This is a genomic window from Haloarcula mannanilytica (assembly GCF_005406125.1).
Classification (GTDB): Archaea; Halobacteriota; Halobacteria; order Halobacteriales; family Haloarculaceae; genus Haloarcula; species Haloarcula mannanilytica.
Window position 1 is genome coordinate 1,062,302 of record NZ_BIXZ01000001.1, and the last position, 13,249, is coordinate 1,075,550.

17 protein-coding genes and 1 tRNA gene are annotated in these 13,249 nt (G+C 62.1%); 5 read left to right on the top strand and 13 right to left on the bottom strand.

Annotation, left to right across the window (positions count from 1 at the left end):
* Nucleotides 1–25 precede the first annotated feature (25 nt).
* The gene (locus Harman_RS05395) at nt 26–556 is read right to left on the bottom strand and encodes an SRPBCC family protein (RefSeq protein ID WP_137682769.1); all 531 of its coding nucleotides are present in this window, start codon (nt 554–556) and stop codon (nt 26–28) included.
* Between the two features lie 140 nt (nt 557–696).
* Here Harman_RS05395 and Harman_RS05400 point away from each other — a divergent pair, with 140 nt between their 5' ends.
* Both Harman_RS05400 and Harman_RS05405 read left to right on the top strand, forming a co-directional pair.
* Nucleotides 697–972, top strand: a complete 276-nt coding sequence (locus Harman_RS05400) for a MarR family transcriptional regulator (RefSeq protein ID WP_137682770.1) — start codon at nt 697–699, stop codon at nt 970–972.
* Between the two features lie 96 nt (nt 973–1,068).
* The gene (locus tag Harman_RS05405) at nt 1,069–2,142 is read left to right on the top strand and encodes a tubulin/FtsZ family protein (protein ID WP_137682771.1); all 1,074 of its coding nucleotides are present in this window, start codon (nt 1,069–1,071) and stop codon (nt 2,140–2,142) included.
* A 44-nt stretch (nt 2,143–2,186) separates the two neighbouring features.
* Here the strand turns inward: Harman_RS05405 and Harman_RS05410 are convergent, their stop codons facing one another.
* The 3 genes from Harman_RS05410 to Harman_RS05415 all read right to left on the bottom strand — a co-directional run bounded on the left by Harman_RS05410 (nt 2,187) and on the right by Harman_RS05415 (nt 4,407).
* Nucleotides 2,187–3,530 carry an alkaline phosphatase family protein gene (locus Harman_RS05410; RefSeq protein WP_137682772.1) on the bottom strand — a complete coding sequence of 448 codons (1,344 nt, stop codon included), beginning with the start codon at nt 3,528–3,530 and terminating at the stop codon, nt 2,187–2,189.
* 87 nt (nt 3,531–3,617) lie between these two features.
* Nucleotides 3,618–3,743 (bottom strand): hypothetical protein, encoded by a 126-nt coding sequence (locus Harman_RS21930; RefSeq protein WP_268812788.1) that lies wholly within the window; start codon nt 3,741–3,743, stop codon nt 3,618–3,620.
* Nucleotides 3,744–3,873: 130 nt separating this feature from the next.
* A complete protein-coding gene (locus tag Harman_RS05415; protein ID WP_137682773.1) occupies nt 3,874–4,407 on the bottom strand; it encodes an inorganic diphosphatase in 534 nt (177 codons plus the stop codon).
* Nucleotides 4,408–4,703: 296 nt separating this feature from the next.
* Between Harman_RS05415 and Harman_RS05420 the strand changes: the two genes are divergently transcribed.
* Entirely contained in the window at nt 4,704–5,063 is a 360-nt protein-coding gene (locus Harman_RS05420) for a PadR family transcriptional regulator (RefSeq protein ID WP_137682774.1), read from the top strand.
* Between the two features lie 82 nt (nt 5,064–5,145).
* Here Harman_RS05420 and Harman_RS05425 read toward each other — a convergent pair whose 3' ends face one another.
* From Harman_RS05425 to Harman_RS05435, 3 genes are read right to left on the bottom strand one after another with little or no spacing between them, the layout of a single operon-like run.
* On the bottom strand, nt 5,146–5,700 hold the full coding sequence (locus tag Harman_RS05425; RefSeq protein ID WP_137682775.1) for a DUF7108 family protein: 555 nt from the start codon (nt 5,698–5,700) through the stop codon (nt 5,146–5,148).
* Complete coding sequence (gene rnhA, locus Harman_RS05430) at nt 5,693–6,289, bottom strand: ribonuclease HI (protein ID WP_137682776.1); 597 nt, start codon at nt 6,287–6,289, stop codon at nt 5,693–5,695. The genes Harman_RS05425 and rnhA overlap by 8 nt, the downstream gene beginning before the upstream one ends.
* A 47-nt stretch (nt 6,290–6,336) precedes the next feature.
* A complete protein-coding gene (locus Harman_RS05435; RefSeq protein ID WP_137682777.1) occupies nt 6,337–6,732 on the bottom strand; it encodes a hypothetical protein in 396 nt (131 codons plus the stop codon).
* Between the two features lie 101 nt (nt 6,733–6,833).
* On the opposite strand from Harman_RS05435, the gene nreA reads away from it, so the two are divergent.
* Entirely contained in the window at nt 6,834–8,123 is a 1,290-nt protein-coding gene (gene nreA / locus Harman_RS05440; protein WP_137682778.1) for a DNA repair protein NreA, read from the top strand.
* 49 nt (nt 8,124–8,172) lie between these two features.
* Here nreA and Harman_RS05445 read toward each other — a convergent pair whose 3' ends face one another.
* Together Harman_RS05445 and Harman_RS22235 are read right to left on the bottom strand one after the other, a co-directional pair.
* Complete coding sequence (locus Harman_RS05445; RefSeq protein WP_137682779.1) at nt 8,173–9,027, bottom strand: DUF4013 domain-containing protein; 855 nt, start codon at nt 9,025–9,027, stop codon at nt 8,173–8,175.
* A gap of 177 nt (nt 9,028–9,204) precedes the next feature.
* The gene (locus Harman_RS22235; protein ID WP_137682780.1) at nt 9,205–9,366 is read right to left on the bottom strand and encodes a DUF7560 family zinc ribbon protein; all 162 of its coding nucleotides are present in this window, start codon (nt 9,364–9,366) and stop codon (nt 9,205–9,207) included.
* 188 nt (nt 9,367–9,554) lie between these two features.
* On the opposite strand from Harman_RS22235, the gene Harman_RS05455 reads away from it, so the two are divergent.
* Nucleotides 9,555–9,971, top strand: a complete 417-nt coding sequence (locus Harman_RS05455) for an arsenate-mycothiol transferase ArsC (protein WP_137682781.1) — start codon at nt 9,555–9,557, stop codon at nt 9,969–9,971.
* A gap of 7 nt (nt 9,972–9,978) precedes the next feature.
* Here Harman_RS05455 and Harman_RS05460 read toward each other — a convergent pair whose 3' ends face one another.
* The 4 genes from Harman_RS05460 to Harman_RS05475 form a co-directional block, all read right to left on the bottom strand.
* Complete coding sequence (locus tag Harman_RS05460) at nt 9,979–10,836, bottom strand: hypothetical protein (protein WP_137682782.1); 858 nt, start codon at nt 10,834–10,836, stop codon at nt 9,979–9,981.
* A 240-nt stretch (nt 10,837–11,076) separates the two neighbouring features.
* A tRNA-Ile gene (locus Harman_RS05465) sits at nt 11,077–11,150 on the bottom strand.
* Nucleotides 11,151–11,231: 81 nt separating this feature from the next.
* The gene (locus Harman_RS05470) at nt 11,232–11,795 is read right to left on the bottom strand and encodes an FxsA family protein (RefSeq protein WP_137682783.1); all 564 of its coding nucleotides are present in this window, start codon (nt 11,793–11,795) and stop codon (nt 11,232–11,234) included.
* Between the two features lie 74 nt (nt 11,796–11,869).
* Complete coding sequence (locus tag Harman_RS05475) at nt 11,870–13,246, bottom strand: cytochrome P450 (RefSeq protein ID WP_137682784.1); 1,377 nt, start codon at nt 13,244–13,246, stop codon at nt 11,870–11,872.
* Nucleotides 13,247–13,249 lie beyond the last annotated feature (3 nt).

The window sequence follows — 13,249 nt, forward strand, 5'->3', positions numbered from 1 at the left end:
GTCCCGTTCTTCGGGCCGCGCTTTGTCACACCGAGTCCGGACCCGTATGAATCTCTAAATCAACGTCCCGCTTCTGTCCTTCGAGGTCTTCAACGACGCGTTCGACGATTTTCGTCGCCTCCTTCTTGATGAGTGGCTTCACTTTCTCGATGACCCAGTCCATCGACACCAACCGGGGAAGGTCGACGGCGTCGTCCGACGCCGACCCGGGATCGAAGGTGACGTGGAACCGGACGCGTGACGCTGTTTCCACATCCGCCGGGACGCCGTCGGGGTCGGGTTCGACCGCCCAGTACCCCTCGGCGTCGATGTCTTTGACGATACGCCAGTCGATCCGTGTCGGCGGAGACACGTCAGTCACCGCCGACCGAGCGGTGTAGGAGAGCTTCCACCACGAGAACACGAGGTCGTAGTTCGTCCCCGGCGAGCCGTCGCCGTCCTGTGTCACGCGGTCGAGATACTCCGAGTATCGAGCATAGCCCGGGAAGTCCAACAGGAACTCGTGGACCTCCTCGGGTGGGACGTACACGACCGTGCTGACCTCGACTTCGTCCACGTCTGTGACACCGGAGGTACTGAAGGTAAACTTTCGGGCATCGGCCCCAGTCTTGGCGGCCCATATTGCCGTATTATTTTCACAGAGCATAATTAGGAACAGTAAATATTATTATCCTGTATTGAAAAGGGGAAAGTACGATGAGTGCATCCGATATCCAGTCCGTTGATGCCGACAGCAAACACGAGAACAGCGGGTGGGACGCCGTTCGTGACCTCCCACCGAGCGCGAAGCTCGTCGCGAAAGTCCTCGAGTACAACGACACCTTGACCCAGAGCCAACTCGCCGAAGAGACGCTACTACCGCCGCGGACGGTCCGGTACGCCCTCTCCCGGCTGGAAGATGTCGGCGTCATCGACTCTCGGTTCTCGTTTTCAGATGCCCGGAAACGGATCTACACGCTGCAGGTCGAGTAAGGTCCAGCTCCCGTGGGTCGCCTGCGTGTTCCCACTGTTCCATCTATCGGTCGTGTGAGGACAACGTTGATTAGTCACCCTCACAAGACATTGTGTATGAAAGTCGTCCTGATTGGTGTCGGGCAGGCCGGTGGGAAAGTCACCCAGTCCCTCACCCAATTCGACTACGACATGGGGTTCGACGCCGTCCGTGGCGCCCTCGCCGTCAACACGGCACAAGCCGACCTACAGAACCTCGACATCGATACGGCCCTCATCGGGCAAGACCGTGTGAAAGGCCACGGCGTCGGCGGCGACAACGAGCTCGGGGCCCAGATCATGCAGGAAAACGCCACCGAGGTGCTCGACGAGCTCGACGGCCGCATCACGACCGAGGCCGAGGCTCTCGTGGTCGTCGCCGGTCTCGGCGGCGGCACCGGCTCCGGCGGCGCACCGATGCTCGCCCGCGAACTCAAGCGCATCTACGAGAAGCCGGTGTACGTCCTCGGCATCCTCCCCGGCCGGGACGAAGGCGGCCTCTATCAGGCCAACGCCGGTCGTTCGCTCAAGACCGCCGCCCGCGAGGCCGATTCCCTCCTCCTCGTCGACAACGACGCCTGGCGTGGTAGCGGCGACAGCGTCGCCGCCGGCTTCGAACGCGTCAACGACGCCATCTCACAGCGCGTCGGGTTGCTGTTTGCCTCCGGCGAGGCAGTCGAAGGCGTTGGCGAGAGCGTCGTCGACTCCTCCGAAATAATCAACACGCTCCGGGGCGGCGGTATCGCCTCCATCGGCTACGCCAGCGCCGAGGCCAGCGAGGACGCCGGCGAGAACGTCAACACCATCACCAGCGTCACCCGGAAAGCCCTCCTCACGAGCATGAGCCTCCCCAACGCTGTCAAGGCCGACTCCGCCCTCCTCGTCGTCGCGGGCGATCCCGAACGCCTCTCACGGAAAGGCGTCGAACGGGCGCGTCGCTGGGTGGAAGACCAGACCGGCAGTATGGAGGTCCGCGGGGGCGACTTCCCGCTCGGCTCCGACAAGATCGCCTCACTCATCGTCCTGTCCGGCGTCGAACGGTCCGAGCGGATTCAGGAGTTCATGGACCGCGCCCGCGAGGCGGCCAACTCACAGGGCGAGACAACCGATCCGGACGAGTTCACGAACGACGACCTGGACGGCCTGTTTTAGACTGTTTTCGCTGCAGATAGAAAGAACTCGACTGAGACCGTTCCTCAGGCGAGGCTGCTACCGTCGAATTCGCCGCGGTCGAAGTCGTGGTCGAGCAGGTCTAGAATCGTCGGCGCGATGTCATAGAGGTCAGCGTCCTCAATGCGAACGTCCGGGTCGTCGACCAGCAGCGTCGCGTTGTCGAAGCTGTGCATGCCGTTTCGCGGCCCGACGCCGAAGACATCCTCGGAGCCTTTGAAGCCAGCCTTCAAGTCGAAGCCGTGGTTCGGGACGACAGTGAGGTCCGGCGCGATGTCGTCGTGGTCGCCGCGGAAGGCGTCCTCCTTGGTGACAACGCGGTCGGCGACCTTCTTGCCGTCAGGGCCTTCCAGTGCTTCGAGGCGCTGTTTGAGGTCGGCGCGAACAGACTCGTACATGTCCTTTGGCACGCCGCCGTTCGGTTCGCGGCCCTCGAGGTTGACGTAGAAGCGTCCGGGAATGAGCGAGTAGGCCTTCGTATCCTCGCTGATGTCGCCGAGTTCGGAGTGGTCATCGGTCTCGTAATCGAGCCACCCCTCCTGCTGGAGCCACTCGTTGAAGTGGACCTCGTAGTCGAGGGAGGTGAAGCCATGGTCCGAGGCGACGACCATCGTCACGTCGTCGGGCAGTCGGTCGCGCAGGTCGCCGAGATAGGCGTCCACCTGCTTGTAGAACTCCAAAAAGGCCTCCTTGTTCTCGCCGTCGCGCTCGTAGTCCTTGAACAGGAAATGGTTCACCCGGTCCGTGGTCATGAACACGCCGAAAAACAGGTCCCAGTCGTCCTGGTCGACATAGTGTTTGAACGCCTCGTAGCGCTTGTCGAGCGTCTCGTGGGCGTCCTCGACGAAGTCGCTCTTGTCGTCGTCGTGACCGAGTTTGGCGTTAACGTCGATTCGATAGTCGCTTTCCTGGAGGTGGTCCCGGAGTTCGTCGGGATATGCGGCCTTATCCACGCCCGGTGAGAGAAAGCCCGACACCATCCGCTGGACGTTCCGCTGTGGTGGGAAGGTCACCGGGACGTTCAGCACCGTCGCGTCTCGGCCCTCGTCGGTGACGCGGTCCCAAAGCCGCGTCGCCTGCACATCACGTCCCATCGGGACGTACGTATCGTAGGAGCCCACTTCGCGGTCCTGGAAACCGTACACACCGGTTTGTCCGGGGTTGACGCCAGTCGTCAGCGCCGGCCAGCAGGCGCTAGACTCGGGCGGAACAATGCTGTCGATAGGGCCAGCACTGCCCTCCGCTGCCATCTCTGAGAGGTTCGGGAACACGTCGGGGTGTTCGTCGATAAGGCTGAACGGTACGCCGTCAATGCCGAAGAAGGCAACACGCGGTGCGTCGTCTCCCTTCAGACGGTCGAATAATCCCATACGACCCGTTAGTCAGGTCAGGAACAAGAAACTTCTTTTCGCCGCCGCGTCACCGAAAGCGGCAATATCCTCGGCACGGCCCAACGGTCACGACGACTGGTCCGCGTTCTCCGGGACCACAGTCAAATGTGCGATACCGGGTGTCGACCGCCGCTTCGCTCGCGGAACGACAGTCGTGTGGTCCAGCGCCGCGTCGGTGTCATCAGTAGCCATACACATATCGGTAGCCACTGTACGGACAAAAGATTACCCATGCTCATACATAATCGGAGAGACCTGCCGGTATTACTTCTGGAAATACGCAGTGGTGGAAAAAACCGCAAACGGGGAACGTCCGAAAGCCCTAGTTGAACTCTTCGTCGTACAGTTCCTGTGCGTGGACGATGGCGTCCTTGGCGGCTTCCTTGTCCTCCCAACCCAGCGTTTCGACTTCCTTGCCTTCTTCGAGGTTCTTGTAGGTCGAGAAGAACTCGTCGATCTCGTCGAGGGTCTGCTGTGGGATGTCGTCGAGGTCTTCGATGTGGTCGTACCGCGGGTCCTCGATGGGGACGGCGATGACCTTGTCGTCTTGCTCGCCGTCGTCGTCCATCTTCATCATGGCAACGGGACGAGCCTCGATGACACAGCCGGGGAACGTCTGGTCTTCGACCAGGACCAGCACGTCGAAGGGGTCCTCGTCGTCGTAGTACGACTGCGGAATGAACCCGTAGTCGGAGGGGTAGTGAACGTTTGAATGAAGCACGCGGTCGAGGACAACGCCGGGGATGTCCTTCTCGTACTCGTACTTGTTACGCTCTCCTTTCAGGCACTCAACGACGGCGTAGATTTCTTCCGGCGGGTTCGGTCCGGTTTCGAGGTCTTCCCAGAGGTTCGTCATCACCGCCGACTGCGCGACGCCGTCAAAAAATCCTTTCGTAATAGCTACAGCAACCGCTATTATGTGTTATATAACCCAAAAATATCTAAGTATAGATATATTCTTAGATTACACTTACTCCCTGTAATCGACAATCAGAGAGCAAATAAATAGAAAATCCGATTCGGTGCGCTCCAGTATTCATAAGTTTACTGTTATAAATGGGGATGCTAGTTGTACCGTGGTTAATGCCCCACAGAAGGCGTTGTGCACCAAATTTAACAAGTGTTAAATAGCCTGCTGACATTTACCCAACTATGTCAGAGGCACAAACAGTAACTGACACCCCGGGCATCGCAAAAGAACTCACCGCTTTTCAGCAGAACATTCTAGTGATACTTGCTGAGGAGCCGCGGTATGGTCTCGCTATCAAGCGAGAACTCGAAGAGTACTACAACGACGAAGTCAACCACGGTCGCCTGTACCCGAACCTCGACGATCTCGTCGAAATGGACCTCGTCGAGAAGAGCGAACTCGACAAGCGAACGAACCAGTACTCCCTGACTGAGACGGGCAAGGACGCGGTCCTTGACCAGCTCGGATGGGTGTTCGGGAAGTTCATTTCCGATGACGGTCGAGCAGACGAACTCCGCGATCTGATCGCGGCACAGCAGTAGAGTCGCAACTGGGCACTGCGAACTGCTGTTAATCCATTCCTAACCGAACTAAACGCCGACTACCGACAGGTGTAGTAGCTGACTACGCCTCGGGAACGCGGCCACCCGCTTCTTCGACAGTGAGACGGATCGATCGGTCGAGGACCGACTGCTGTTTCTCACTCGGCCATGCGTTTCGTCGGACGTAATCGTCCCGGAACTCCTGTAGTTCGTCCGCCGTCGCCTCGGCGATCGGTTTCGCGTAGTGATTCCCCATGAAATCAGCGAGGAGCTTCGCGTTCGCGCCGTGTGTCTCACCGTGTGCTTCGGTAACAGCCTCGACGACGGCCCGGTTTTCAGCGTCGATCTCCGCCCATGCATCCGGGTCCCCAGGACCGGAAAGCCGTATCTCGACGCCGCGGTCGATGTCGTCGACCCGCTCCGGACGGATGACGCCGTCCTCGACCCATTCGACGGGATGGCAGACGAGCACGTCACCAGTCTCGTCGTTCCTGACACGGGCGGTGTAGTCGTACTCGGCGAGGATTTCGTCGCGTTCGGCCCTGTAGGCGTCCGCCTCGGCGTCATCGACTGCTTCGCGAGCGAGTCTGGTCAGCCGTTCGGCCTGTTCGGTCACGTCTGTCGGCAGGTCAGTCATCGTCGAGTGCGTCGTTTGCTAGTTGGTCCGCGCGGTCGTTTATTTCCCGCGGAACATGCTCGATCTGCCAGTCATCAAACCCAGTCAGTAGCTCGCGCACGCGGACACGGTTCTCCCGCAGTTCGGGGTCGTTCGTGTCCCACTCGCCGCGGACTTGCTTGACGATAAGTTCCGAGTCGCCCCGGATGTGAACGTCGTCGAACCCGTAATCGCGCGCGACTTCAACCGCCCGGATGAGCGCTTCGTACTCCGCCTGGTTGTTCGTCGCCGTCCCGATTGTCTCCCCGCCCTCCGTGACGATTCCGCTGTCGTCGACCAGCACGTAGCCGACCGAGGCCGGACCCGGATTGCCCCGTGACGCGCCGTCGAAGTACGCGTGGACGCGACCGCCGTCACTGTCGCGCAACAGCGCTTCCAGTTGTGCGGTCCCCTCGCCCTGGACGACGACTTTTCCGTCGTAGGCGACCGCCGTTGCACCGCCGTATTCGGCGCGCCAGCGCTCGTGGTCAGTGTTTCCCTGCTGGATGTCGAGTCCCGCGTCTGCCAGGCGCTCGCGGGCCGTCGTCTCGTCGCATTCGATGACCGGCATTGTCCAGGGGTGGCTGACCCGTCGGTATAGACGTTGTGGTCGGCCGTTCAGTTCCCAGCACGACCGCTGATCCGCTCCGCACCGGTCCGTCGGCCCTCCTCACCGCCCAGGAAGCGACCGAGGATACCGACGAGTCCACCGAGAGTGATTACGGCCCCGGCGGCAAACATTATCGAGAGGATCGGATCGACAGGCTCGATGAAGATTGGCGAGAGAAAGAGGATGATGCCAGAGACAACCGCTATTGCCGCTGCAGTCGAACTCGCCTGCTTGCCCGACGAGACGCGGTAGGCGGAGTGTGCGAGTGCGATAGCCGCCAGTTCTCCGACAAGGAGGTTGACGAGGGCCTGTTGATACGCGACCGGGATGATCGCCGAGACGACAATGGCGAAGATGCTGACCAGTGTGGCCCCGAGCAGGAACCACTTCGTGGTATCTACCATGATTTATATCACCTGTTGTTACTCAATCCAGCCCTGTAAGAGTTGCTCTCCCACGGACCCCCCGGAAAGGTTCTTATCGGGGAGGGCCGAAAGCGTGACAGATGCAACTCGACGAGTTCATCGAGGGGTTCGAGGAAGACGAAGCCGCACAGCGGCGTCGCCTCGCAGCGGAGAAGTCCTACGCCATCACGGACCACCTCGAAGATGTCGAGCGGCAGTTCGAGGCAGCGGTGCAGGGCGATTCGCTGTTCGGGTCGACAGCCCCGGAGATATTCGTCGGCCGCTCGGGATATCCCAACGTCTCGACGGGGCTACTCTCCCCGGTCGACACCGACGCCGCCGCTTCCGGGTTCGCCACGAGCGGGGACTGGTATCAGCAGGGGCTGGGCATCGAGGACGTGCTCCAGCGTCGAACGGGGATGGTGAACTCCACGCAGACCACGTCGGTCGACTCGGTCAGCGCCGGTAGCGGTCGCGGCAGCGGCGGGGTCCACGACGTGTGGAACGGCTTCGTGGGCGTCCAGCGGGAGGTCGCCATCGCGGACCATCCCGTCGACGTGGAGGTCGGTCTCGACGGCACTCCCGAGATGGACGTGAGCTTCGACGACGTTGGAACGCCCACGGGACCACGGGCACACGCGACGGGGGCCGACCTCGCGGAGAACCCCCATGTCCCCCGACCCGTCGAAAAGACCCTGTCGGACGACGACTGGCGCGCGGAGGGCGCAATGGCGTACCTGTACCGCCGGGGATTCGACGTGTACGACATCAACACGATCCTCTCGGCGGGCGCGCTCGGACAGGCCAGCGAGCGGTCGCTGGTGCCGACGCGGTGGTCGATCACGGCCGTCGACGACACGGTCGGCCAGTACGTCCGCGGGACGCTCCGCAACGCCGACACCATCGACAAGCCCGAGCTGTGGTACAACGAGTACATGGGGAACCGCTACTGGGTCGTCCTCGCGCCCGGCCGCTGGGAGTTCGAACTCGTCGAAATGAAAGCGCCCCAGAGCGTCTGGAACCCACGCCCCGAGACGGGCTACTACATGTCGAGTGCCCACGAGGGCTACGAGGGGCGGACGGCCTACGTCGAGGAGACCGCGGGGGCGTACTACGCGGCGCGCCTCGGCGTCCTCGAACACCTACAGGAGCGCGACAAGCAGGCGAAATGTCTGGTGTTGCGGGAGATGACCGACGACTACTGGGCACCGGTCGGGGTCTGGCAGGTACGGGAAGGGGTCCGGAATGCCTTCGACGGCGAGCCCGGAACCGCCCAGTCGTTCCGAGAGACGCTGACGGCCGTCGCCGACCAGCTCCCCGTCAGCCTCGGCCAGTTACGGCGCAAGTCCGAACTCGTCGCCGGACTCCAGTCGCAGCTGAGCGATTTCTGAAGGGCCGTCGTATTCGGGTAAAGATTGACCGGCAGTCCAGCGACCGCGATCAGCGTCGGCCGCTGTCTCCGTCACCGGCGTCGTCCCAGGCCGAGGTGCCGAATCCGTCACCGTCGGTGTCATCGCTCCAGCCAGCGTCACCGGCATCGCTGTCGCCAGTCTGATCGTCCACGCCCGAGGCGGTCCCTGTCGTGGCTGGCCCGGTGTGTGTCCCGTCGGTCACGGTGGCAAGCGGCGGTTCGCCGTACTCCTCCTCGTATGCGTCAGCGAAGCCACGTCCCCAGACGTACATGATCGCCGACTGGCCGACGAACGCGAGGGACGGAACCGCAAGATAGCCGATGATGGTGATTCCCAAGATACTCGATCCGATGGACACGATGATGTTGACGGCAAACGCCATCACCACGGCCATCAGCATCGTTCGGTTCGTCCCGACCGATGTGAGAACGTCGCGGTCAAAACCCGCGGCGATACTGTCCGCCCGGAGGAAGCTCCCCGTCGCAACGGGCAGAATCACTGTCATTGCGATGACGCCGACGAAATAGAGCAACGCGATGACGAGGACCCCGGAAAGCAGTAGTCCCTCTGAGCCAGCGAGCCCGCCGCCGATAATCATCGCGCCCGGAATTGCGAGCACAAGGGTGAGCAACAGCCCATACCCCAGAACGACGACGGTGTGTCTGACCCCATCGACGGTTATATCGACCAGGCCCAGTTCGTCCCAGGCCGGCGGCCTGTCAGTCTCGCCCCTGAGAACCCGGCGCATCACTTCGAGCATGTACCCCTGGAACGTAAACAACGGAACGATGAAGAAGCCGAAAAACAGTACGACCCCACCGAGAGCGACGCGTTTGACCCAGTCGTCGCCCTGTGTCTGATAGCGAAGTGCGTCCTCTATCATATGATAATCAGTCATAATATAGCGTTAAATAAGTTGTGAACGCGCTGAAAACTGAGTTTCCGGCAGCGTGACTCTCGCAGCAGCGACAGGAGACTCATAGTGATTATTGTAGCGATTTACCGGGACGCGCCGACCCCGGTGGCGGCGCTATCCGGAAATAATCTACAATAATCACTATCAGGGCGTGTCGGTACTGTGTGGCGAGATCTCGACAAACGCCGGGGCATCAACTGACCCGGCACAGACCGGGCACCCGGCCACCAGGAGACGCTCCCGGACACCACCGTCAACCGTTGCACACGCATTACAGTGCGGGCACGTGAAGCGGTACTCCGGCATGTACTGAGGCACGGACTGGGATAGGCGAAGGAACTACCTCCTCAATGTGGAGGGGGTATAGGTACGCAAGGTGGCACCGCTCAAGACAGTTCGCGGACACCGCTACCGTACAGCCGTGGATCTTGGATATATAGCCCTCAATAGCGGTCTTAGGAACTGTTATCTCGCTCGCTTGGGACCACAGCGGTATGACTGATACGCCGCTGAAACTCGGATTCGTCTGCGTACAGAACGCGGGCCGAAGTCAGATGTCTGCAGCCTTTGCCGAGCGAGAACGTGCCCGCCGCGGACTCGAAGACGATGTCGAAATCCTGACCGGCGGCACGGACCCCGCGGACGAAGTGCATCCGGAGGTTGTCGAAGCCATGCGGGAACTCGACATCGACCTGTCCGGCCGGGTACCGCAGGCGGTCTCGGACGAGGAACTCAACAGTTGCACCGTCGTTACGACGATGGGCTGTTCGACGCTCGAACTCGACGCCGATGTAACGGTGCGCGATTGGGCGTTGGACGACCCACACGGGCAATCGGTCGAACGGGTCCGTGACATCCGAGACGAGATTGAGCGCCGTGTCAACGACCTGTTCGACGAGTACACAGAATAGCGAACGGCTACCACTCGACGTACGTGAGATACTCGGTCTGTTCGTACTCTATGAGCCACGTCCCGTAGCTGTCAGTGACTTCGATCCCCTCGTGGTCCCGAATACGGTCGGTCACCGACTGGAAGGCCTCGTCATCTTCGAAGTATCCACCGTCGATAGCTTCCTCGACGACTTCCCGTTCGGCGTCGGAGAGCCCCGAGAGCGTGAACAGATACTGGTCTCGAATCCGGTCGGCAAACGAGTCGACGCCGGACGCGACCGCTGTCACCTCGTATCGGTATTCCGTCTCGGTTGTGGTTCGGCTGTTCACTTCAACTCGATAGCGGTCGCCGTCGTGAACGATGATGTCGTACTGCTGCTCCGGAACGAACACTGATCCGTCGCCCACTTCCTCAGCGGTCCCGTACCCGACACCCACGTCGTACCCATCCTGACTGGGTGGGTCGTCGTCCGAGAGTATCTGATCGAGGCGCTGACGGTCCGCCGCCGGTAGCTCCTCGTAAGTGATCTCGCCGAGTTCTGCCGTCGAATCCGCCGGGTCGAAGTCGATTCGCACGTCGTACACCGTCACCTCGCTGCTCGAAAGTCGAGTCTCGGAGACCTCATAGAAGTGGTCCCCGATACGGACTGTATCAGTGCGGTCGAACAGGTCGGATCGGCCGCGGCGCGTCGAAGAGCCGTTTTCGGCGGCCGAAGAAACGACCGCGTGTTCCGCCGAGTCCGGTTCCGGCGACATCGCAACTTCGTCAGCGATGTCGGCCGCCGTGGCATCGTCCATGTCGAGGACGACCGACGGATGGCCACAGCCAGCGACGGCGACGGAAAGGAGGGCTGTTCCGCTCGCGAGGAACTGGCGTCGTCGCATACAGTCACTGACAGGTAACCGGGCCGAAAGTTTTCTGGTCGGCTTGTCGCTGGAACGCAACGGCGTGGCTGGCCTGTTGACCCCGAAACGTCAGGGGCCAAGGCGGATTGTGAACCGGAGGAAGACGGTCGGACTCACGACGTTCGTCCGCTGCGACTTCCAGGGTTCAAATCCGCTCGGATGCACGAGTCATGTGCCACAGACCTGTCACTCTGTTTCTCGTTATGTGGCACAGAATAGTGGGCCAACGCGGATTTGAACCGCGAACCTCCCGGTTATCAGCCGAGCGCTCAACCTGATTGAGCTATTGGCCCAACGCATTCGTCTGTACCCGAGGGGTATTGAAAAGGGTAACGTTTCGCGGGCGGTTGGGGATGTGAAACCGCGTCAGGGCTTCAGTTTCCGTCGCTATCGTCGAAGTCGACATCAGTGGCTTCGTCGGGGTCGAAAGAGGTTCCGGAGCCGGTACTGGAACCAGAGCTCGGGCCGGGGCCGCCATCCGGGTTGGTTGGGCCGGAGCCGGCTGGACCGCCTTCGTCGTCCGGGAAGCCGCCGATGTAGACCTGGCCGCTGGCGAAACCGCCGGTCTTGGCGTCGATGTAGGGCCGGACGACCCAGCGGCGCGTGGCGGCGCGGACCGGGTATCGGGTGAACGGCACCGCGAGCAGGAGGCCAACGAAGTCCGTCACCAACCCGGGCGTGAGGAAGAACGCGCCGGCGGCGATGAGCAGCCCGCCGTCGATGAGTTCGTCGGTGGGGAGTTCGCCGACAGCGAGGCGCTGCTGTATCTTTTGTAGCGTCGCACGACCCTCAGCGCGGACCAGTAGCATGCCGACCAGCGCCGTCAGGACGACGAGAGCGACTGTCACGTAAGGGCCGAGGAACGGTATCGCGACCGTCACCAGCAACACGATGTCGAACAGCGGGATGAGCAGCAACAGCCCGATGACCCGGAGCATACTACCGCTTGCAGGCCCGCCCCCAAACGCCTTTCGAGAGCGGGACCCGGAGCGTGGTGCGGCGGACCAATCGCTCACCGTTCCCGCAGTCGGACCTCGATGGGTTCAGTCGGGCTCAGCGTAATCTGCATCGCCAGCGACAGCGGCGGTTCGGTCACCGCCTCGACGGCGTACTGCTGGGCGATGGTCGCCAGCGCGAGCTTGGCCTCCATCCGGGCGAAACGCATTCCGATACAGTGGCGCGGGCCGCCACCGAAGGGGTAGTAGGCGTAGTCCGGAAGGGCGGCTTCGAGGTCGTCGTCCCATCGCTTGGGACGGAAGGCGTCGGGCGCGTCGTACCAGCGCTCGTCACGGTGGACGAGCCACTGCGGGAGGGTGAGCTGTGCGTCCGGTGAGAGTTCATACCCGCCGAGCGTTACCGGCTCCGTCGGCTGGCGAAACACCGTGAATGCGGGGGGGTACAATCGCAGGACCTCGTTCAGCACCGCGTCGAGATACGGCAGTTCGAACAGGTCCTCGGGAGTGGGCTGGCTGTCCCCCAACGTCGCGTCGAGTTCGTCATGGAGGCGCTGCTGGCATTCGGGGTTGGTCGCCAGCAGGAACCAGGCGTAGGTCAGCGTCAGCGCCGTCGTGTCGTGGCCGGCGACGAGGAAGGTCAGCAGTTGGTGGCTCAGCCGTTCGCGGTCCACCGTCTCCTCATCAAGGGAAAGCAGCAGGGAGAGCACGTCGTCGCGTGCCTCGCGGGCGCTCGCGTCTTCGCGCTTGCGGGCGGCGATAACGTCGTCAAGCGTCGACTGAAAGGCCGCGAGCGAGCGGTTGACAGCGCGGTTCGTTCCCGTCGGGACCCACAGCGGGACGTACGCCGACAGCGACCGCGGGTCCAGTCGCTTTCGTAGCGCGTCCAGCAGCGGTTCCAGCGCCGCCGCGGTGGTCTCGATGTCCACATCAAGCAGCGTCTTCCCGAGGATGTTCAGCGTCAGCGACTGCATCTGCGGAAGTACGTCGATGCGCTGGCCGTCGGCCCACGCCGCCGCGGTTCGGTCAGCGAACCCGGTCATCGTCTCGCCGTAGGTGGCGATTCGTTCGCGGTAGAACGCTGGCTGCAGCGCCGTTCGCTGGCGCTGCCACTCCTCGCCCTCCAGCAGGAACAGCCCCTCGCCGATGAACTGACCGAGCGTGTCCTGAAGGAGTTGCCCCTTCTCGTAGGCGTCGGCGTCGGTCACCAGCACTCGCTCGACGAGGTCGGGATGGCAGACGAAGTAGCCCGTCGTCCCAGCGACGTTGTACCCCACTATATCCGACTCGTGAGCGCCGGCGCGGTCGTAGAATCCCAGCGGATCACGCAGCATCGCGACGGTGTTGTCGAGAAACGGGACGCGACCGAGACGTGGCGGGCGGTCGCCCGGCGTGACCGGTTCCGACGCTTCGGTAATCGCCTGCTGGGAGTCCATCGT